The sequence below is a fragment of the Dechloromonas aromatica RCB genome, from assembly GCF_000012425.1.
This window is the reverse complement of record NC_007298.1, coordinates 3,685,949-3,704,735: the sequence shown is the minus strand read 5'-3', so window position 1 is coordinate 3,704,735 and position 18,787 is coordinate 3,685,949. Positions and strand designations below refer to the sequence as shown.

The following is an 18,787-nucleotide window of genomic DNA, read 5'->3' as shown; positions in this document are numbered from 1 at the left end:
CGCAGCGATGAAACCTTGGCTCCCTCTTCTCCTGTTGTTGCTGCTCGGGCAGGCGGGAGCAGCGGGGGATGATGTTGTCGTCATCGGAAATTCGGGGTTGCCAAAGACCGATAAGATTACGCTGCAGCGCCTATACACCGGACGAATCGTATCCATCGGCCAGCAGACGGTCATGCCGGTGAACCTGCCGGCAGGTTCACCCGTGCGCGACGATTTTCTGCAAATGGTCATGGACCAGAACGAGGAACAATACACCGGTTACTGGCTGGTTCGTCGCTATGTTGGCAAGGGCTCGCCACCGAAGGAGCTCGGTAGCATTGACGAGGTTGTGAAGCACGTGATTGCGACCCCAGGGGCTGTCGGCTACGTTCCTGTGTCAAAGGTACCGCCCGGTACCAACGTGATCTATAGGCGCTAGCCGGGAACAAAAGCCGCTGGCTTTTTTGTCTGGGAGTGGTAAGCTGAAAGCGTGTCAGGTTTGCAGCAAGCCTGATTCGAAGTGGCGGTACTCGCTGCGCTGCAGGAGACTTTATGGCAGTTGTCACAGGAAGCATTCTTGAGATTACCGTGTAGTACTCCGTAACGGCGAATAGCCGAATGCCTTGACCGAGTGTCAGGGTTGCAGTAACCGAAGCCCATGCCTGAAACGCATGGGCTTCACGTTTTTTGGGAATTGAATATGCTGATTCAACGTCACGGGACGACCCGTCGTTACTCCAATAGTGTTGCCCATAACGGTACGGTCTATCTAGTTGAAGTGCCATCCAATCTCGATGGCGACGTCACGGCTCAGACCGAAAACCTGCTGACCAGCGTCGACTGCCTGTTGGCTCAGGCTGGCAGCGACCGGACCAGGCTCCTGATGGTGACCATCTATCTCGCCGATATGGCTGATTACGATGCAATGAATATGGTCTGGGATGCCTGGGTTCCGGAAGGGCATGCACCGACGCGGGCTTGCTTGCAGGCCAGATTGGCCAATCCAGGCTATCGGATCGAAATGGTTTTGACCGCCGCAGTCAATCAGGCCTGAATCTCGGCGCTGCAGTCACAGCCCTTGCCGGCCGAAATCCAGCGGGCGAAGAGGCGACTGGCTAGTGCCGTGCTTTTCGGCGGCAGCCAGGTCAGGTAACGCCCGGGATGGACGTGCAGGCCGCACAGATAGCGCTCCTGGGCGGCGGACCATTCCAGTGCCGGGCATGGCCCTTTGATTTGCAGAAAGCGGAGCCGGGCAGCCGGGCAGGTTTCCAGCGTGCAGCAGACCCCGCAGCCGTTACAGGGCAGGCCCTCCGCTGGCTTGCTTGGCGCTGCATGGTGCAGATGGATGATCTGCCCGGACATATTATGGTTTGCTGAGGAAAAGCTCCGGATCGACCGGGGTATTGTTGAGCGTTACGGCCCAGTGCAGATGCGGGCCGGTGGCTCGTCCGGTCGAGCCGACGGCGCCGAGCGCTTCCCCTTTTTTGACCGTCTGTCCGGCGCGAACGTCGACCCGCGATAGGTGCATGTAAGCGGTAATCAGGCCCTGGCCATGGTCAATGAAGACGGTGTTGCCGTTGAAGAAATAATCGCCGGTATTTGCGATGATCCCATCGGCCGGTGCCTTGACTGGTGTGCCCGTGCCAACGGCAACATCAAGTCCTGCGTGCGGGTTGCGCGGCTGGCCGTTGAAGATTCGGCGCAGGCCGAAACGTGAAGACAGCGGCCCGCTGGCTGGCAGGGTGAAATCGGTGGCCGGTGCGGAATTGGCAAAATGTTTCTTGATCGCCTCGGTGATCTTTTGTTCGCGCTCAATGCGGGCGAGGTCTTCGGCGTTCGGTTCGACCTTGCGTTTGTCCTTGATGGTCAGGCGCTGTTCGGGGTAATTCTTGATCTGCACGGCGACCTGCCTGGTCGTTGTCGCTGCCCCACTTGAAATCCTGATTTCCAGATCGCCGGGCAGGGTGTCGAGCGGAATGCCGAGCAGGGCGAACCAGCGGCCATTGTCGCGAACGACCGCGATGGGCTGTTCTCCCCAGCGGGCGGTCGGCGTTGTCTGGCTGGCCGGGCCGAGGTCGATGACGGCAACGCCGCCGGGGACCGCCGAGTTTTTCGGCAAGGCGATGGCCATGGTGGCGTGGCTGATGAGCAAGGCCAGGGCGAAGTGAGATAGTTTCATGTGTTTGTGTGGCTGGCCCACCACAAGCGCAGGCGGAGGCCGATTTCACTGGTGTAGCCGACCGAAACCGCGCGGATGTTGCCGGCCGGGTCGAGGATGAAGAAGGCGGGAACGACACGCGACCCGTACTGTAGAAATACCTGCGCCTCGGGGTCGGCCAGCGTTGGCCAGACATATTCCCTTTGCTGCATGGTTTCGGCGACCCTGTTGGCTGGCCCGGACTGCATCGCGACGGAGATGACCGGCCAGTCTTCGCTGATATTGCTAACGGTGCCGGCCGTTGTCCTGCAAATGCCGCACCATTCCGCCCAGAAATAGATCAACCCAGCCTTGTCCGGATGTTGTTGGCGCCATGCGGTCAGGTCGAAGGGCTGGCCATCGATCAGTGTTCCTGAAAAATTCGGGGCGGGTCCGCGTGGTGCATTGCGTGTCTGCCAGGCCTGAAAGGCTGCGAACAGAATGACGAATATCAGCACCTCGAGCGCCCAACGCCGCCAGCGAGGCACTTTCTTGCTTGGGGTTGGAGATTCAGTCAAGCGGTCGCTGGCTTAGAGGCGCTCGGCCTTGAAAGTGTTGCACTGATTCATGTCGCCGCTTTCGAAGCCGCGCTTGAACCAGCGGACGCGCTGTTCGGAACTGCCGTGCGTGAAGCTTTCGGGAACGATGCGACCCTGGGCCTGCTGCTGAAGACGGTCGTCACCGATGGCCGTCGCAGCCGTCAGTGCGGCCTCGAGGTCGCCCGGTTCGAGGACGTGCTTCATGGTGTCGGTGCGCTTGCCCCAGACGCCAGCCAGACAGTCAGCCTGCAGTTCCATGCGCACGGACAAGGCATTGCCTTCGACCTTGCCGGCGCGCTGCCTGGCTTGATGAACCTTGTCGGCAATGCCGAGCAGGTTTTGCACGTGGTGGCCGACTTCGTGGGCCACCACATAGGCCTGGGCAAACTCGCCGGGTGCCTTGAAGCGGTCTTTCAGCTCACGGTAGAAGGCGAGGTCGATGTAAACCTTGTGGTCGCCCGGGCAGTAGAACGGACCCATCGCGGTCTGGCCCGTGCCGCAGGCGGTCGGCGTAGCACCTGTGAAGAGCACCAGTTTCGGTACTTCATACTGGCGGCCATTCTGGCGAAAAGTGTCGGTCCACACGTCTTCGGTCGAGGCGAGAACCTTGGAGACGAAGCGCGCCGTGTCATCGTTGGCCGGCGGCTTATGGGCGGCGGGAGCCTCCTGGCGGCCGAGTGGGGTTTGCTCGACGATGCCGAGCAGGGTCATCGGGTTGATGCCGGTGAAGTAGCTGATGACCAGCGCCAGCACGATGCCGCCAATGCCGACGCCGCCGCGGCCGATGCCTCCACCGCCGCCATCCCTGCGGTCTTCGATGTTGTCGCTTTCGCGTTGGTCGTCGAGGCGCATGGTGTTGTCCTTAGCGATAGAGATTGATGGCGTCGCGGGTTTCGAGGGCTACCTGGCGGGCGGCTGCGGCGAAGCGCTCATCCTTGCCGGCGTAGAGAATGGCACGGGATGAATTGATCATCAAGCCGGTGCCATTGGCGGTGCGGCCGGCCCGGACGGTGGCTTCGATGTCGCCGCCCTGGGCGCCGATGCCGGGGACGAGCAACGGCACGTCGCCGACTATTTCGCGAACGCGGGCGATTTCGGCCGGGAAGGTGGCGCCAACGACCAGGCTGATCTGGCCGGAGCTATTCCATTCGCCGGAAGCGAGGCGGGCAACACGTTCATAAAGCTTCTCGCCACCGACATCGAGAAATTGGAGGTCGGAGCCGCCAGGATTGGAGGTGCGGCAGAGCAGGATGACGCCCTTGTCCGGGTAGGCGAGGTAGGGATCGACCGAATCGCGGCCCATGTAGGGATTGACCGTGACCGCATCGGCCTTGAAGCGTTCGAAGGCTTCGACGGCGTATTGCTCGGCCGTCGAGCCGATGTCGCCGCGCTTGGCATCGAGAATGACCGGGATGCCCGGATGCTTTTCGTGGATGTGGGCGATCAGTGCTTCGAGCTGGTCTTCGGCGCGGCGGGCGGCGAAGTAGGCGATCTGCGGCTTGAACGAGCAGACAAGGTCGGCCGTGGCGTCAACAATGGCGGCGCAGAACTCGAAAATTTTGTCATCGCGCCCCTTCAGGTGGGCGGGAAACTTGGCGGGGTCTGGGTCGAGCCCGACGCAGAGCAGGGAATTGTTCTTCTGCCAGGCGGCATTCAGTTGGTCGATGAAGGTCATCTGGAATCCTTGGGTAGATAGCGGGAGAACTTGGCCGGCAGCAGGCAGTTCTGCAGGCTGCGCTGGGTGAAGATGAAGCGGCCGTCGCAGATGAAGCCGAGTTGTTGCCAGTCGACTTCGTTGTTCAGCATCATCGTGCATTCGATCAGGTCGCGCCGGGAGATTTTCCGGTTCTTCGGAAACAGCGCGAGGATCGAGCCATCGAAGGCGTTGCAGTCATGCAGGAAGAACGGTGCCGGTTTGCGTGTCCGGCCATTGACGTAGATGCGCGGGTGTTCATTGATCGGGAAGGCCCGGCCCCATTGCCACCAGTTGCTCTCGTCGAACTTGCGGACGCGCCGGGCGAGCAATTCGGGTTTGTGCTTGTCCAGGTGGGGATGCTTGATGCCATAGAGCATGCGCCGCGTTTCGCCGGTGTCCACCGTTTTCGAATAGACGAATTCCATGTTGCCCTTGGGGTGCGCAAAGAGTTTGTCCGCCCCGGAAACGGCACCGACCTTCACGTCGAATACATCGGCAAAATGCACGCTGTAGTCATCGCGCAGGAACATCAGCTGGCCGTCGACTTCGGTGAAGGTGCGACCATCTTCCATGCGGCGGTCCATTCTTCCCTTTTCAAAACGGAAGATGGCGCAGTTCGGTGTGTGGTCGCCAAAGACGCGCACGTCGCCGGTTTCGTAGAAATGCGTGATGCTGCCTTGCTCGTACAACCAGGCATTCAGCTTCTTGGCCGCGGTCAGCTTGATGAACTCGCGAGGCACGATGAAGACCAGTTCGCCGCCTGGCTTCAGGTGACGGATGCACTTCTCGATGAAGAACAGGAAGAGGTTGCTGCGGCCGTCGAAGAGTTCCGAATTCAGCTGTTTTCTTGTGCCAGCGGCAACATCCTGCAGGCGTACGTAAGGTGGATTGCCGACGATGGTGTCGAACTGCTCGCTCAACGGATAATCAAAAAAGTCGCGAACCTGCGACCCTTCCGGAGCGACCCGCTGGTCAATTTCAATGCCGACGCAATCGGCCCCGCGCTGGCGCAGCGTGCTGAAGAAGGCGCCGTCGCCAGCCGATGGCTCCAGTGAGCGACCTTTGTTCCTGCACAGGTCGAGCATGAAGGCCACCACATTGGGGGGCGTAAAGACCTGTCCGAGTTGGGCGACGTTGCGATTCATGCTCAATCTGCGCCGCTGTCTTGGTCGAGCCTCGAAGGCTGGGCGCCATCCGTCTTCGGCTGTTGCGCCCGTTCTTTCTTTTCCCAATAGCGGGTGTTTTTGCTCTCGTCGGCAAAGCGGAAGCGGCCATAGAGCTCACAGCCCTTCATGCCTGGATCGCATGGCAGGTTGTTGATCTTGGTGCAGTGATCATTGACCTCGTGCGGGCAGCCCCATCCGCCAGCCATGTCGCTTAGCTCGCCTTGCCCCACGAATCCTTCAAGGTGACGGCCCGATTGAAGACCGGGGCGCCAGGCTTGGAGTCAACGCGGTCGGCCACAAAGTAGCCGTGTCGTTCGAACTGGAAGCGCTCTTCCGGCTTGGCATCGCGCAGACAGGGTTCGAGCTGGGCGGTGATGGTCTTGGCGGAATCCGTATTCATGTCGTCGAGGAAATCGCGCTCCAGATCGGGCGCATCGCCTTCGCGCCGGGCGCCGGGGGCGGGCACCTTGAACAGGCGCTCGTAGAGGCGAATTTCGGCTTGATAGGATTGGGCGGCAGAGACCCAGTGCAGATTGCCCTTAACCTTGACGCTGTCGGCGCCTGGCGTGCCGGATTTGGTTTCCGGCAGGTAGTTGCAATGGACGGCGATGACCTTACCGTTTTCATCCTTGTCGCAGCCGGTGCACTCGACCACGTAGCCGTAACGGAGGCGCGCCATGTTGCCGGGGAACAGGCGGCGGAAGCCCTTGCTCGGCACTTCCATGAAGTCTTCACCTTCGATCCACAACTCACGGCTGAACGGGATGCTGCGCTGGCCAAGTTCGGGGTGCAGCGGGTGATTCGGCGCGAAGCACTCTTCGACCTGGCCATCCGGGTAATTGTCGATGATCAGCTTGACTGGATCGAGTACCGCGATACGGCGTAGATCGGACTCGTTCATCACTTCGCGCATGGCGTCTTCGAACAGCACGTAGTCGATCAGCGAGTCGTTCTTGGAAACGCCGATGCGGTCGGCAAACAGGCGGAAGCCTTCGGCCGAATAGCCGCGACGACGGGCGCCGACCAGCGTCGGCATACGCGGGTCGTCCCAGCCGGTAACGTGTTTTTCCTCAACCAGCTGAATGAGTTTCCGCTTGGAGAGCACGACGTAGGTCAGGTTGAGGCGCGAGAACTCGATCTGCTGCGGCAGCGGGCGCTGCAACAGGCCGGCTTCAGCCAGGCGCTCGAGCAGCCAGTCGTAGAACGGGCGCTGGTCTTCGAATTCCAGCGTGCAGATCGAATGGGTGATGTTCTCCAGCGCATCCTCGATCGGATGGGCGAAGGTGTACATCGGATAGACGCAGTACTTGTCGCCAGTGTTGTGGTGCGTGGCGTGGCGGATGCGGTAGATGGCCGGGTCGCGCAGGTTGATGTTCGGCGCAGCCATGTCGATCCTGGCGCGCAGGATATGGGCGCCATCAGCAAATTCGCCGGCCTGCATGCGCTTGAACAGATCCATGTTCTCGGCGACGGAACGGTCGCGGAAAGGCGAATTCTTGCCGGGCTGGGTCAGCGTGCCGCGGTTGGCGCGCATTTCTTCGGCGTTCTGGCTATCGACATAGGCGTGGCCGGCGGCGATCAGCGCCTCGGCGCATTGCAACATCCAGTCGAAGTAATTCGAGGCGTAGTAAAGGTTGGCTTCGCCGTCTTTTTCCCACGAACAGCCGAGCCATTTGACCGCATCGACGATCGAGTCGACGTACTCCTGATCTTCCTTCTCGGGGTTGGTGTCGTCAAAGCGCAGGTGGCAGCGGCCGCCGTATTGCTCGGCAAGGCCGAAATTGAGCAGAATGGACTTGGCGTGGCCGAAATGCAGGTAGCCGTTCGGCTCGGGCGGGAAGCGGGTACGCAGTTTGGCCGGATCGAGGGGGGCGGCAGCGTGGTCGGCCGCCGTACCCGGATGGCCGGCCCAGTGGCGCTGGGCGTGCTTGCCGGCGGCGAGGTCGGCTTCGACGATGTTCTTGATGAAATTGGCGGCGGGGGCCGGGGTGTTGGCGGGCTGGTTGGGGCTGCTCACGTTGAAACCTCGTTGATTAAGCGCGCTATTTTAACCGCCAGCGACAGCCAAGGCAGTAGAATTCACCCATGTCTGCCCTGCACCAACTTTCTGCGCTCAATTTTCTCGTTATTGGCCTCGGGGCCGCCTTTGGCGCCTGGACCCGCTGGTTGCTCGGTCTGAGCTTGAATCCACTGTTCGTCGCGCTGCCACTCGGGACGCTGGCCGCCAATGTGATCGGTGGTTATCTGGTCGGCGTGGCGGTTGGTATCTTCCATATCAACACGCATTTTTCGCTGGCCTGGAAGCTATTTGCGATCACCGGATTTCTGGGCGGATTGACGACCTTTTCCACCTTTTCGGCGGAAGTGGTCGAGCGTCTGCTGGCTGGCCAGCCAGCCTGGGCCATCGGCCTGGCGTCGGTGCATCTGGCCGGCTCCCTGACCGCGACTTATCTCGGTTTGCTGACCGTCGGTGCAACGCGCATCTGGGCCTGATTCAGGATGCTTCAGCTGGGCCGCAGTAAAGTTTTCATATCTGAAAAATTGTTAGGTTTTTAAGTCATGGCAATGGCGATGGATATTCTGGAGGACAAGCTGTCGCCATCGACCGTCGGCGAGACTGCCAACGATGTGCTGCGGCAGCAGGCCGTCATGCTCTACCGCAGCTTCCGGTCGGCGGCGTTCGGGACTGTCCTGGCCTCGACTTTCCTTGTCTTCGTGCTCTGGCCTCATTTCAGTCATGCCACCCTGTTGGCCTGGCTGATCGGCATGCAGGCGATTGTTGCCGGACGGGCCATCCAGGCGCACCGACTGAAGGGGTTTCTGGCATCGGCGCCCGGTCGGGAGCGTCTGCATGCCTGGATTCGGCATTTTTCCTATGGTTTGTTGCTGGCGGGCCTGCATTGGGGGGGAACCGCCTTCCTGTTCATGTCGCCCGAGAATGTCAGCGCGGCAATGTTCCTGCTTCTTGTCCTGACCGGTGTGGCGGCAAGCGCCAGCATCCTGCACACTTCGCTGCCGGCAACGGCCGTTCCGTTCATCGCGCTGGTCCTGATTCCTGTTGCCGTGCGCATGTATGCCTTCGAAAATGTCGGCAGTTACGCCAGTGTGGCGGTACTGGGCTTTCTGCTGTTGCTATGGGCGGCGGCTCGGCGTGGTCATCGCATGCTCTGGAACAGCATCGCCGTTGGCCTGGATAACGAACGCCTGCAGCATGCCATCATGGCCGACAAATTGGCGGCGGAGGGGGCGCTCCGTGCGGCGGCGCAGGAGTATCAGGAGGTCTTTGCCCACATCACCGATGGCCTGATCCTGATTGATGTTCGTGACGATGCCAGCTTCCGGGTTGCCGGTGCGAATGCGGCGATGGCGCAGATCGTCGGCGTTCCTGTCGAGAGCGCCATCGGGAAAACGTTTGGCGAACTGGTTGAGCCGGAACTCGCGAGCCAGGCCGAGGCTAATTACCGGCGCTGCGTCGACTTGGGCGACCCCATTCATTATGAATCCGAGTTCCGCCGCAGCGGCGTCGTTCGCCATTTCGACTCCATGCTGGTGCCGATGAGCGATGGTGCCGGCCGGGTTTTTCGGGTGATCGGCATCCATCGCGACATCACCGAACGCAAGCAGCTTGAGGTCGCATTGGCGGCGAGGGAACGTGAATTCCGCACGCTGGTGGAAAATTCCCCCGAGGTGATCATTCGCTACGATCGCGATCTGCGGCGGGTTTTCAGCAATCCGGCATTCGATCAACTGCTCGGAGTTTTGCCGGGTGAAACGCGAGGCAAAGAGGTGTCCTGTTGCTGGGCGCCACGCAACATCAGTGTCGATGAGTTCGAGGCGATCCTGCAGCGGGTGTTTGCTAGCTGTCGCCCGGAGGAGTGCCTTCTCGAGTTCAGGGACGAGCGCGGCAGCCTGGTCTGCCTGAACTATCGGCTGGTTCCGGAGTTCGGCCTGGATGGCCAGGTTGAGAGCGTCCTCGGATTCGGGCACAACGTCAGCGCGCTCAAGCGCCAGGAGGCGTTGGGGCGGGCCAAGGTCCATATCCTCGAACGTCTCGGGCAGGGGGCGGAATTGTCGGAGGTGCTTGAGTTGGTGACGGCGCTTCTGGAGCAGGAAAGTCCTGGCTACCTGTGCAGCATCATGCTGCTCGACGAGGCCGGTGAACGCTTGCACATTGCCGCTGCGGCGAGCTTGCCGGAAAAATACTGCCGGGCGATCGAGGGGGTCAGGATCGGCGACGGTATAGGTTCCTGTGGTACCGCCGCCTGGTCGGGCAAGGAGGTGTTTGTCGAGAACATCGCCACGCACCCCTATTGGGCGTCATATCGTGACTTGCCCCTGAAGTGCGGGCTACGGGCCTGCTGGTCCTTTCCGATTGCCGATTCTGGCGGCAAAGTGCTGGGGGTTTTCGGCATCTATCGGCGCGAGCCGGGCCTGCCTAGTGAGGCCGAGCTGGAGTCGATCCGGCAGGCGCACCACCTCGCCATGGTCGCCATCGAGCGCAATCGCATCGAGGCAAAGTTGAAATACCAGGCCAGCTTCGATGCGCTGACCGGACTGCCCAACCGCAGCCTGTTCTATATCCGCTTGCGTGACGAAATGCTCAGGGCTGCCCGAACGGGGCATGGCGGTGCTCTGCTTTTCATCGATCTGGATCGCTTCAAGGAGGTTAACGATTCGCTCGGACACGAGTCTGGCGACAGTCTTCTGGTCGAAGCGGCGGAAAGAATCCGCGCCCAGGTGCGAGCTTCCGATTTGGTGGCTCGCCTGGGGGGCGACGAATTTGTCGTGGTTTTGCCTGACGTCCGTGCCCCCGAGCATCTTGGCCTTCTGGCCCAGGCGATTGTTGATGCGCTGGTCGTCCCCTTCGTGCTGGATGGTCATCAGGCCTACGTTTCAGCCAGCGTTGGGATCGCCTGCTATCCGCAGGATGCTGAAGATGCCGATATCCTGCTCAGCTGTGCCGATAAGGCCATGTATGTGGCCAAGGAGCTGGGACGTAACGGTTTCTGCTTCTTCACCGAATCGATGCAGACATCCGCCGACTATCGCTTGAAGCTCTCCCACGATTTACGCAGTGCGCTGGCGGACGGGCAATTGTTACTCCACTATCAGCCGATCGTCGAAGTCGAAAGTGGCCGGGTCGTCAAGGCCGAGGCGCTGCTGCGCTGGCGTCATCCGCAGCGTGGCATGGTGCCGCCGGACCAGTTCATCCACCTGGCCGAGGAAACCGGCCTGATTCATGCCATCGGTGATTGGGTGTTCCAGCAGGCTGCACTGACCGCGCGCGACTGGGCGGCCCGGATGCCGGCCGGGGCGGCCGACTGCCAGATCAGCGTCAACATGTCGCCACGCCAGTTCGTCAAGGATGGCAGCGAGGCAGGATGGCTGGACTATCTGAAATCGATCGGGCTTGATCCTCGTTACATCGGGCTGGAGATCACCGAGGGCTTGCTGCTCGATGAGCGATTGCATGTCGCCGAACGCCTTGCCGCCTTCCGCGCCAGCGGCATCCAGATTTCCCTGGATGATTTCGGGACAGGGTATTCCGCCATGGCTTACCTGAAGAAGTATCCGATCGATTACCTGAAGATAGACCGCACGTTTGTCCGTGACCTAGTTTCAGATTCCGGTGATCGGGCCATCGCCCAGGCGATGATTTTCATGGCCAGCCAATTGGGCCTGAAGACCGTGGCCGAAGGGGTGGAAACGGCCGAACAACGCGATCTGCTGCAGTCATTCGGCTGCGACCTGATTCAGGGCTACTACTATGCTCGTCCGTTGCCACGCGACGAATTCATGGCCTATCTGGAACAGGCCAATGTCCTGAGCCTTCCGGTGGCTTAGCGCAGCACTCCCGGGCCCTCGGGTAGCTCGCCCACTTCAGGCGTTGAGCAAGGCCTGGCTGGCTATTCGAGAAGAATCAACTTCAGGCAATGCTCGCCATCAGCGTTCGGCAAATGCTGGCGACAGCCGCCCGAGGAAGGTGTCGACGGCCGCGGTGTAAACCGGGTCGGCACCAAGTTGCGCATTGATCTCGCCATGCGTCTTGTCCACTGGCAGGACCTCGGCATGGCTGCCGAGCCCGACCGCCTTGCCGGCGAAGGCCCGGGCTTGCGGGCAAGCATTTTCGCGACGGGTAGAGCAGACGGCGAGAATCGGCGCCGTCGCCTGCCGCAACTGGTGAAAGGGCGAGGCCGCCGCCCACTCTGCCGGGTCGCTGCCGAAGGCGCGGTCGTAAAGCCCGAAGTGGCGGGCATTCATGATCGCCGGGACATCCAGTGCCCCGCTGTCGAGCAGCACGAAGCCCCGGGGGGCCTGCGCCCCAACCTCCGCCAGCAGCTCAGGCCGGGCGGCGAGCAAGGCGATCAGGTGGGCGCCGGCTGAATGGCCCATCAGCACGATATTGTTGTGGTCGACGCCCATTCTGGCCGAATTTTTCTCGACATAGGCCAGCGCCTGGGCCACATCCCGCGCCTGCTCCTGTGGTGCTGCCTTGGGCTGCATGCGGTAGTTGATGCTCATGAAGGCAATGCCACGCGGTAGCCAGTGTTCCACCTTGTTATCGACGACCCGGCTCATCTCCTTGTCACCGCGAGTCCAGCCGCCGCCATGCACCATCAGGATCAACGGCGCAGCCTGCTTTCCTGGCGGGGCATGGAGGTCAAAACGCTGTTCGGGCTCAGGTCCGTAGGACGCATCGACCAAGGAAGGCGCGGCGTTGGCGAAGGTGGTGAAGGCCGCGAGCAGCAGGGGTGTGATCAGGCGCATGGTGGATTCTCCGCGTGAGGGCTCAGGCGGCACTGAACGCCGTCCGCAGGGCATGGCCACCGGCAGGCGTCAGCAACCACCCGAGTGCCCCGCAATTGAGCAGGACGGTGGTCCAGAAGATCATCAGGAACGAGTCCTTGGCTGTTTTGTGGCGCAGGCGATTTTGCGCCAATAGCGCTCCCGGCCAGCCGCCAACTAATGCCAGCAGGTGCAGCGTTCTTTCCTGCGTGCGCCAATTTCCGTTCCGGGCAGCGGACTTGTCCAACAGGTAGGCAATGAAGGTGCTGATACTGATGCCTGTGTAGAAGGCGAAGAGCAGCGGATGCATCTTGCCGGTGAGGGTTGAGGCGCCTAAAAAGGCGAAAAACAACCCGACCAGCGCCAGTGGCCAACGGCTTGGCCCTCGATCGGCAACGACACGCTTGCGTCCGGTGCCGCGCACGAATTCGACCGACTCCGCCCGCCAGCGTCCACGCTTGTCCTGTTGCAGTTCGTAGGTGACGATCTCTTCGCCCACCGGTCGCGGCTGGCGCCGGGTAAAGGCCTTGATGTGCAGGAAAACCGGATTGCCACCACCATTGGGGGTGATGAAACCGTAGCCTTGGTCATCCTTCCAGCTGGTGATTCTTCCCTGAAGTCGCATGCCTGTTTGTGCTCAATAAAACCCGGTGGCATTTTCCACGATTCAGACCACGTAGAACAGGATGGCGATGAAATGCATCAGGCTGCCGGCAATCACGAACAGGTGCCAGATGCCGTGCCAGTGCCGGAAACGTTCGTCAAAGGCGAAAAAGATGATGCCCACGGTGTAGAAAACACCCCCCGCCGCCAGCCACAAAAAACCGGCCAGGCCGAGGCTGGCCAGCAGGGGTTCGATCGCCACCAGCACGATCCAGCCCATCACCGCATAGATCACCAGCGACAGGATGCGAGCCTCCGAGCGCGGCTTGATTTCCTGCAACATGCCGATCGCCGCTAGCGCCCAGACGATGCCGAACAGCCACCAGCCCCACGCGCCGCGCAGGCTGATCAGGCAGAATGGCGTGTAGCTGCCGGCAATCAGCAGGTAGATCGACAGATGATCCAGCTTGCGCAAGACCCGTTTCACCCGCCCGCGCACGCTGTGATAGATCGTCGAGATGCTGTACAGCATGACCAGCGTCACGCCATAAACAGCCACGCTGACTGTTTTCAGTACATCGCCGCCGGCCGCTGCAACGACGATCAGCCAGATCGCCCCGGTCAAGGCCAGCATGGCGCCGCACAGGTGGGTCCAGGCGTTGAAGCGTTCTCCAGGGTACATAATCGGTTTCCTGCCTTGGGGCCATCTGCAGCCCGGTCATAAATGTAATTCAGGCCAGCATCAACTATTGGCTAGCGCCGGAGTCAGCAGTGTTTCAAGCTGCTGGTCATATTCGATGAAGTGGGCGAGCAAGGTTTTCTGGACACGGTCGACGCCCTCAATGGCATGGATGCCATCGCCGTCTTTGGAGAACACGACCCGAATCTCCTTCAGTTGTTGTGCGATTTCCATGTGCGCTTTGTTGTGGGCCATGCGATGTGCCGATGGCACGATTCCTTCCATGAACATCGATTCGATCAGGTTGTGTTTTAGCGTCGCTTCGACAAAGGCTCGAATCAGTTGTTCAACATTGCTATGACAAACTGACTGCTGGCTCGAGTGGCAGCCGGTGCAAACGTCGATCTTGTCGCGCTGGTCGCAAAGAGACTGAATTCGCTCAATCAACTGCAACATGTGCTCATGATCTCGCCTTATTTTATCGACGGCCTCTTTCCCAATCGGTGCCATGTCTTGATCTCCTTCAGAGAAATCACGCGGTGTTATGGTGAAGCCTGGGGTTACCCCCGGTAAAAAGCGCTGAAAATAGGCGAGCGCGTTCAGATTGAACGCCGGGCTATTGGCTTAGGTCGTCGCGTTTCAAAACAGTTCAGACCAAGCGATAGCGTGGCAGGCTGCAACGAAGCTGAAACATCCGCGTAAGAGAATTATCCCATCGTTGTCACAACTTCATTTTGGAGATTCTCATGCGTACCTTCCTCGCCACTTCCGCCATTGCTCTTGGCCTGACTGCCTGTGCCAGCCAAACGCCTGCGCCCGCCCAGCCGGTGGCCGCAGCGGCACCTGCTGCCGCTGCGCCGAAAGCTCCCCAGTGTTGGAATGGCGATGCCGGCGCCTTCATGGATGTCGGTGTGGTCGCCAAGATTTCCGGCGTCGAAGTCGTCTGCGAAAAGACCAGTGACGGCAAGAATGCCCAGTGGATGGGCAAGAAGCACTAAAACAGGCCTTGCCCAAACTCAACGCCGCCTCATCCGGGCGGCGTTTTTGTTTCACCAGGGATAAGGCTCGGTGTCATCGCGCTGCCCTAGGTGCCGAGATGCTTGGAAAGAAATGCTGAAGAGGTCGGGCAAATGCTGGAGAACTGGGTGGTTGTCTGAATGGCGGGAGGTGCGCTGCCACGGGAGGTTGCCGAGTAGCCAAGGCCAATAAAGAACCGATCAGCGGTGGTGGTCAGAAGATACAAGGTCGTCACGCCACGGGCCGCTGAAAATGATTCCGCGAATGAAACCAGTTCGCGGGCAAAACCGCGATTACGGCAGCCGGAACGAACCGCGAGGGAGCGTAGCAAGCCAACTGGCGGATAAAGCTCAAGCCCGACGACTGCTGCCAAGGCACCGCCTTCGCGGATGCCGAAGAACTGAAGCGGTTCCGGGGCTGAGAGATCAGAAACAGGCAAGGCGCATTCAGCCAGCAGCGCTGAGACTTCTTCGATGGAGGAAATCGGTTCGATGGTCATGTTGTGCAGGCCAAGGTTTGACAAGAGGTGAGCAAAATAAAGTCCGGCCCTTCGCAAAATCGGCGCCGAAATGCGCCGGGTGACCGGATGCGTGAGGCGTTTTAATTTGGGCGCGGTGAGGGCTGAAGCAGGCTGGCCCGATTGCCCTCGGTGTCCATGAAGGCCACATACGTTCCGACGCCCGGTATTTCCATGGGCTCACCAAGCACCTGGCCGCCCGCCTGCTGCAATTTTTCAATGGATGCGCCGATATCTTCCACGGCAATGACCACGGACGGGTACTGTGCCGGCCAATCGGCTTTCCTGGGGAAAAAGCCGCCATTGATTGCACCGGCCACTTTGGGGCGACCATCCTCCGTCTCTGTCGTGGTCGCCAGCACGTACTGGCCCATGTCATCGCCAAGTGCCTGGGTCTGCCAACCGAACGCCTCTTCGTAGAACGCAGACATTCGCGTCCGATCGTCATAGGGCATCTCGAAATGTACAACTGGGTTCATGATGGCCTCCGATAGGCTTGAAGGTGAAAGCGTCGATAAGTGCGATGTTTGTTTAGTCTGCAACTGAGGCACCTGAGAAGCTTGCCTCGAACGTTTCAAGCCGTGGCTTGAAACGCCTGATGGAATTGAACGGAGCCATGAGCGGAAGCCGTGCCAAGGAGCAGACAGAGGAAAAACTCTGGAGGAACCCCCTCAAGCACGAGTGCAGGATTGTTCGCAAATCCGAAACGGACGTAGAACGCCGGGTCGCCAACGAGCACGCACCCCGCAGCTCCGATCTTGCGCAGTTCGACAATTCCTCTCTCCATAAGTGCCCGGCCGATACCACGGCGCTGCAGTTCCGGTTCGACCGAAATCGGGCCCAGCCCATACCAGCCGGCACTACCGTCGCTGATGGTGACAGGAGACAGCGCAATATGCCCGACGATGCGGCCGGCCTCCTCGGCCACGAGAGAGACAGAAAGCGCATCGTCTGCACGCAGCGCACGGATGATGAACTGCTCGGTTTGATGGCTGTAAGGGTGGGAGAGAAAAGCGCGCCGAGTGACTTGCTCAATGGCGGCTTCGTCTGAAGGTTTTTCGGGGCGGATGGTTGTGGTCATGTTCAATTGGATGAAGGGCTGCTAGCGTGGAGTTGAGGGACCTCGCGCGGCATTTCGCGCGAGGTCCCTCCCCAACGAAAGATTAGGTTTCAGTGCGGTTGATGGCACGCTCGATTCTCCTGTCCGGTACCAGCCAGATAAGCGCAACCGCAACATAGATAGCTTGCGCTACCCAATGCGCCCAAAACGCAACAACCATCGCCAAGATGTACAAAAAGGGTGAGGCCTTGCCCTTCCAGTCGGTGCCGATGGCTTGCTTGAGCAGCGAACTCGGGCCGTCGGTCGCGATGACACTCTGCTGGAGCATGTAGTACGAAATTGCAGCCATGAGCAGCACGAACCCGTAGACCGCCGACGGCAACGCCTCGAAATGGTTCTCGCCCATCCAACCGGTAGCGAACGGAAACAGTGACAACCAGAACAGCAAGATTAGGTTGGCCCAAAGCACCCGCCCTGAGACGTGCTTCGCTGCATGGAGCATGTGGTGGTGGTTGTTCCAGTAAATGCCGACGTAAATGAAGCTTAGAACGTAAGAGAGAAAGCTTGGAAGCAAGGGCTTAAGTGCCTCAAGATCCGCGCCATGAGGAACCTTCAGTTCCAACACCATGATAGTGATGATAATGGCCAGAACGCCATCGCTAAATGCTTCAAGCCGACCTTTGCCCATCGCAGCCTTTCTGAAAACGTTTTAGGTAAGGGGCTGCGCTTTAGCGCAGTCCCAGCCCGAAGGGCGAACTTGACCATAGTGTTAGGCAACATGCTCATGGCTTGCCTTGGTCTTGAATGCATTAATTGCCTCCCGATACACGGTGGCAAGGTCTCCAACGACTTGCTCATACGAGCTACCTGCCCCGGAGCGGCCATCTGCACATGAAGCGTTACCTTGAGCCTCTCGAACTTGAAATATAAAGCTCTCTGCCTCAGGAGGAATTGGGACCAGCCAACTTTCGATACGAGACAAAGCGGCTCGTGCTGACTCCGAAATCACCGACAAAAGTTCGCTCGTACTAACGGTTGGTCCAGATAAATATTGTTCGAGATGCGCGATCAATTTTGGCTGGCCATTGCTTGCGTAACTCAGGCGAATTTTCTTTTCAATGGCATCAAAGATGTACAGCACGAAGCCCGCGTACATCTTAGGTCCCTCAACCCCAAGATATATCCATGTCTCCCCTAGGTCATGCTGAGCGCCCTTGTCATCAACAAAGGGTTGGATAACAGAGTAACGACATCCGGGAATCAGAACCCGTTTACCCAAAGTAAGAGTCTCAGCGAACTGCGCGTCCATTAGCTTTGCATAACGAATGAAAGGGACTTCCCCGTCCCGAACTAGCGGCGGAAGCCGCAGGCAGCGTGAGCTGCCATGATTGAGTTTCCACACTGAATCATTTGCTCGAAAGGGGAAGTCCATGAATATTGTCACTGTAGGCATCGATCTCGCCAAGAATGTATTCGCTTTGCATGGTGTTGACCAGTATGGCAAAGCCATTTTTATCAAGCCAAAAGTAGCGCGCGGCCAATTGCTGGAAATGGTCGCCCAGCTACCGCCCTGCCTGATCGGCATGGAAGCCTGCTCCGGTGCTCACCATTGGGCGAGAGAGTTCAGCCGCGTCGGCCACACCGTGAAGTTGATGGCACCCAAGTTTGTGGTGCCGTACCGGATGAGCGGCAAGCGCGGCAAGAACGACGCCGCCGATGCCGCGGCCATCTGCGAGGCCGTCACGCGGCCGAACATGCGTTTCGTCCCGGTCAAGGATGTCGATCAGCAGGCCATCCTCTGCCTGCACCGCACCCGGCAAGGTTTTGTTGAAGAACGCACCGCGCTCTACAACCGCTTGCGCGGCCTGATCAGCGAGTTCGGCATTGTGCTGCCACAGAAAGTCGAACGCCTGCGCCGGGAAATCGGTGCCCACCTCGAAGCACTGCCCGGCTGGGCCAACCGCTGTGTCGGTGATCTGCTGGCTCACGCCGACCGACTGAATGAACACATCGACGAGTACGACAAAGCCATCGCCCTGGCCGCCAAACAAGACCAGCGGAGCCGGCAGCTCATGCAACTTCCTGGCATCGGCCCGACCACCGCCAGCGCCCTGGTTGCCAGCCTGGGCGGCGGCCACGACTTCAAGAATGGTCGGCAGCTTGCCGCCTGGGTCGGGCTCGTTCCCGGCCAATACAGCAGTGGCGGCAAAGCCCGGCTGGGCAGGATCACCAAGGCCGGCGACGCCTACCTGCGCAGTCTGCTCGTCATGGGCGGCCGATCTGTTCTCGCCGGACTCGGTGACAAGCAAGACCGCTTCAGTCGTTGGGCCAGAAATCTAGTCGAGCGACGCGGGTACTGGAAAGCGGCGGTTGCCATCGCCGCCAAGAACTTGCGACTCGCCTGGGCGGTCATGCACTACGGAGAGGAATTTCGGCGTATCGAAGATCTCGCCTGAAAAGCAAAAAGCGTTTGCAAGGAAAAACCTGAAAGGAATCACCGGCCGTTCGCTGGCGGCCCAAGACCAGCGAAGCACTGCCAGCGTTGATG

At 59.9% G+C, this 18,787-nt stretch carries 23 protein-coding genes; 6 read left to right on the top strand and 17 right to left on the bottom strand.

Annotated features, from left to right (window positions below; all coding sequences use genetic code 11):
* Positions 1–7: 7 nt before the first annotated feature.
* Positions 8–418 (top strand): hypothetical protein, encoded by a 411-nt coding sequence (locus tag DARO_RS17645; protein WP_011289181.1) that lies wholly within the window; start codon positions 8–10, stop codon positions 416–418.
* Between the two features lie 261 nt (positions 419–679).
* Positions 680–1,033 carry a RidA family protein gene (locus DARO_RS17640; RefSeq protein WP_011289180.1) on the top strand — a complete coding sequence of 118 codons (354 nt, stop codon included), beginning with the start codon at positions 680–682 and terminating at the stop codon, positions 1,031–1,033.
* Here DARO_RS17640 and DARO_RS17635 read toward each other — a convergent pair.
* The 8 genes from DARO_RS17635 to DARO_RS17600 are packed head-to-tail and all read right to left on the bottom strand — an operon-like array spanning position 1,024 to position 7,594.
* Entirely contained in the window at positions 1,024–1,341 is a 318-nt protein-coding gene (locus tag DARO_RS17635; RefSeq protein ID WP_011289179.1) for a hypothetical protein, read from the bottom strand. The genes DARO_RS17640 and DARO_RS17635 overlap by 10 nt on opposite strands.
* A 1-nt stretch (position 1,342) precedes the next feature.
* Entirely contained in the window at positions 1,343–2,158 is an 816-nt protein-coding gene (locus DARO_RS17630; protein WP_011289178.1) for a peptidoglycan DD-metalloendopeptidase family protein, read from the bottom strand.
* Positions 2,155–2,694, bottom strand: a complete 540-nt coding sequence (locus tag DARO_RS17625) for a protein disulfide oxidoreductase (protein WP_041224483.1) — start codon at positions 2,692–2,694, stop codon at positions 2,155–2,157. The genes DARO_RS17630 and DARO_RS17625 overlap by 4 nt, the downstream gene beginning before the upstream one ends.
* Positions 2,695–2,706: 12 nt before the next feature.
* Positions 2,707–3,567, bottom strand: a complete 861-nt coding sequence (gene ypfJ, locus DARO_RS17620) for a KPN_02809 family neutral zinc metallopeptidase (RefSeq protein WP_011289176.1) — start codon at positions 3,565–3,567, stop codon at positions 2,707–2,709.
* Positions 3,568–3,577: 10 nt separating this feature from the next.
* Positions 3,578–4,390, bottom strand: a complete 813-nt coding sequence (gene pyrF / locus DARO_RS17615; protein WP_011289175.1) for an orotidine-5'-phosphate decarboxylase — start codon at positions 4,388–4,390, stop codon at positions 3,578–3,580.
* Complete coding sequence (locus tag DARO_RS17610; RefSeq protein ID WP_011289174.1) at positions 4,387–5,556, bottom strand: class I SAM-dependent methyltransferase; 1,170 nt, start codon at positions 5,554–5,556, stop codon at positions 4,387–4,389. The genes pyrF and DARO_RS17610 overlap by 4 nt, the downstream gene beginning before the upstream one ends.
* A gap of 2 nt (positions 5,557–5,558) precedes the next feature.
* Entirely contained in the window at positions 5,559–5,783 is a 225-nt protein-coding gene (locus DARO_RS17605) for a hypothetical protein (RefSeq protein WP_011289173.1), read from the bottom strand.
* A gap of 5 nt (positions 5,784–5,788) precedes the next feature.
* A complete protein-coding gene (locus DARO_RS17600) occupies positions 5,789–7,594 on the bottom strand; it encodes a glutamine--tRNA ligase/YqeY domain fusion protein (protein ID WP_011289172.1) in 1,806 nt (601 codons plus the stop codon).
* Positions 7,595–7,662: 68 nt separating this feature from the next.
* Between DARO_RS17600 and crcB the strand changes: the two genes are divergently transcribed.
* Entirely contained in the window at positions 7,663–8,070 is a 408-nt protein-coding gene (crcB, locus tag DARO_RS17595; protein WP_011289171.1) for a fluoride efflux transporter CrcB, read from the top strand.
* 66 nt (positions 8,071–8,136) lie between these two features.
* Positions 8,137–11,421 (top strand): EAL domain-containing protein, encoded by a 3,285-nt coding sequence (locus DARO_RS21935; protein ID WP_011289170.1) that lies wholly within the window; start codon positions 8,137–8,139, stop codon positions 11,419–11,421.
* 99 nt (positions 11,422–11,520) lie between these two features.
* Here the strand turns inward: DARO_RS21935 and DARO_RS17585 are convergent, their stop codons facing one another.
* From DARO_RS17585 to DARO_RS17570, 4 genes are read right to left on the bottom strand one after another with little or no spacing between them, the layout of a single operon-like run.
* Positions 11,521–12,345, bottom strand: coding sequence for an alpha/beta hydrolase (locus DARO_RS17585; RefSeq protein WP_011289169.1), 825 nt, complete (start codon positions 12,343–12,345; stop codon positions 11,521–11,523).
* 22 nt (positions 12,346–12,367) lie between these two features.
* Entirely contained in the window at positions 12,368–12,988 is a 621-nt protein-coding gene (locus tag DARO_RS17580; RefSeq protein ID WP_011289168.1) for a DUF1294 domain-containing protein, read from the bottom strand.
* 42 nt (positions 12,989–13,030) lie between these two features.
* Positions 13,031–13,648 carry a PAQR family membrane homeostasis protein TrhA gene (gene trhA, locus DARO_RS17575; protein WP_011289167.1) on the bottom strand — a complete coding sequence of 206 codons (618 nt, stop codon included), beginning with the start codon at positions 13,646–13,648 and terminating at the stop codon, positions 13,031–13,033.
* A 60-nt stretch (positions 13,649–13,708) separates the two neighbouring features.
* Positions 13,709–14,155, bottom strand: a complete 447-nt coding sequence (locus DARO_RS17570) for a hemerythrin domain-containing protein (protein ID WP_011289166.1) — start codon at positions 14,153–14,155, stop codon at positions 13,709–13,711.
* A 236-nt stretch (positions 14,156–14,391) separates the two neighbouring features.
* Here DARO_RS17570 and DARO_RS17565 point away from each other — a divergent pair, with 236 nt between their 5' ends.
* Positions 14,392–14,643 carry a hypothetical protein gene (locus tag DARO_RS17565; protein WP_011289165.1) on the top strand — a complete coding sequence of 84 codons (252 nt, stop codon included), beginning with the start codon at positions 14,392–14,394 and terminating at the stop codon, positions 14,641–14,643.
* 86 nt (positions 14,644–14,729) lie between these two features.
* Here DARO_RS17565 and arsN2 read toward each other — a convergent pair whose 3' ends face one another.
* From arsN2 to DARO_RS17540, 5 genes are all read right to left on the bottom strand, one after another.
* Positions 14,730–15,185 carry an arsenic resistance N-acetyltransferase ArsN2 gene (gene arsN2, locus DARO_RS17560; protein ID WP_049758770.1) on the bottom strand — a complete coding sequence of 152 codons (456 nt, stop codon included), beginning with the start codon at positions 15,183–15,185 and terminating at the stop codon, positions 14,730–14,732.
* 77 nt (positions 15,186–15,262) lie between these two features.
* Positions 15,263–15,658: a VOC family protein gene (locus DARO_RS17555; RefSeq protein WP_011289163.1), complete on the bottom strand. Its 396-nt coding sequence runs from the start codon at positions 15,656–15,658 to the stop codon at positions 15,263–15,265.
* 95 nt (positions 15,659–15,753) lie between these two features.
* Positions 15,754–16,260: a GNAT family N-acetyltransferase gene (locus tag DARO_RS22555; RefSeq protein WP_011289162.1), complete on the bottom strand. Its 507-nt coding sequence runs from the start codon at positions 16,258–16,260 to the stop codon at positions 15,754–15,756.
* An 82-nt stretch (positions 16,261–16,342) separates the two neighbouring features.
* On the bottom strand, positions 16,343–16,927 hold the full coding sequence (locus DARO_RS17545; protein ID WP_011289161.1) for a TMEM175 family protein: 585 nt from the start codon (positions 16,925–16,927) through the stop codon (positions 16,343–16,345).
* Between the two features lie 81 nt (positions 16,928–17,008).
* Entirely contained in the window at positions 17,009–17,671 is a 663-nt protein-coding gene (locus DARO_RS17540) for a DUF3601 domain-containing protein (RefSeq protein ID WP_198134066.1), read from the bottom strand.
* On the opposite strand from DARO_RS17540, the gene DARO_RS17535 reads away from it, so the two are divergent.
* Positions 17,670–18,695 (top strand): IS110 family RNA-guided transposase, encoded by a 1,026-nt coding sequence (locus tag DARO_RS17535; RefSeq protein ID WP_011289159.1) that lies wholly within the window; start codon positions 17,670–17,672, stop codon positions 18,693–18,695. The two genes, DARO_RS17540 and DARO_RS17535, sit on opposite strands and share 2 nt — an antisense overlap.
* Positions 18,696–18,787: the final 92 nt, after the last annotated feature.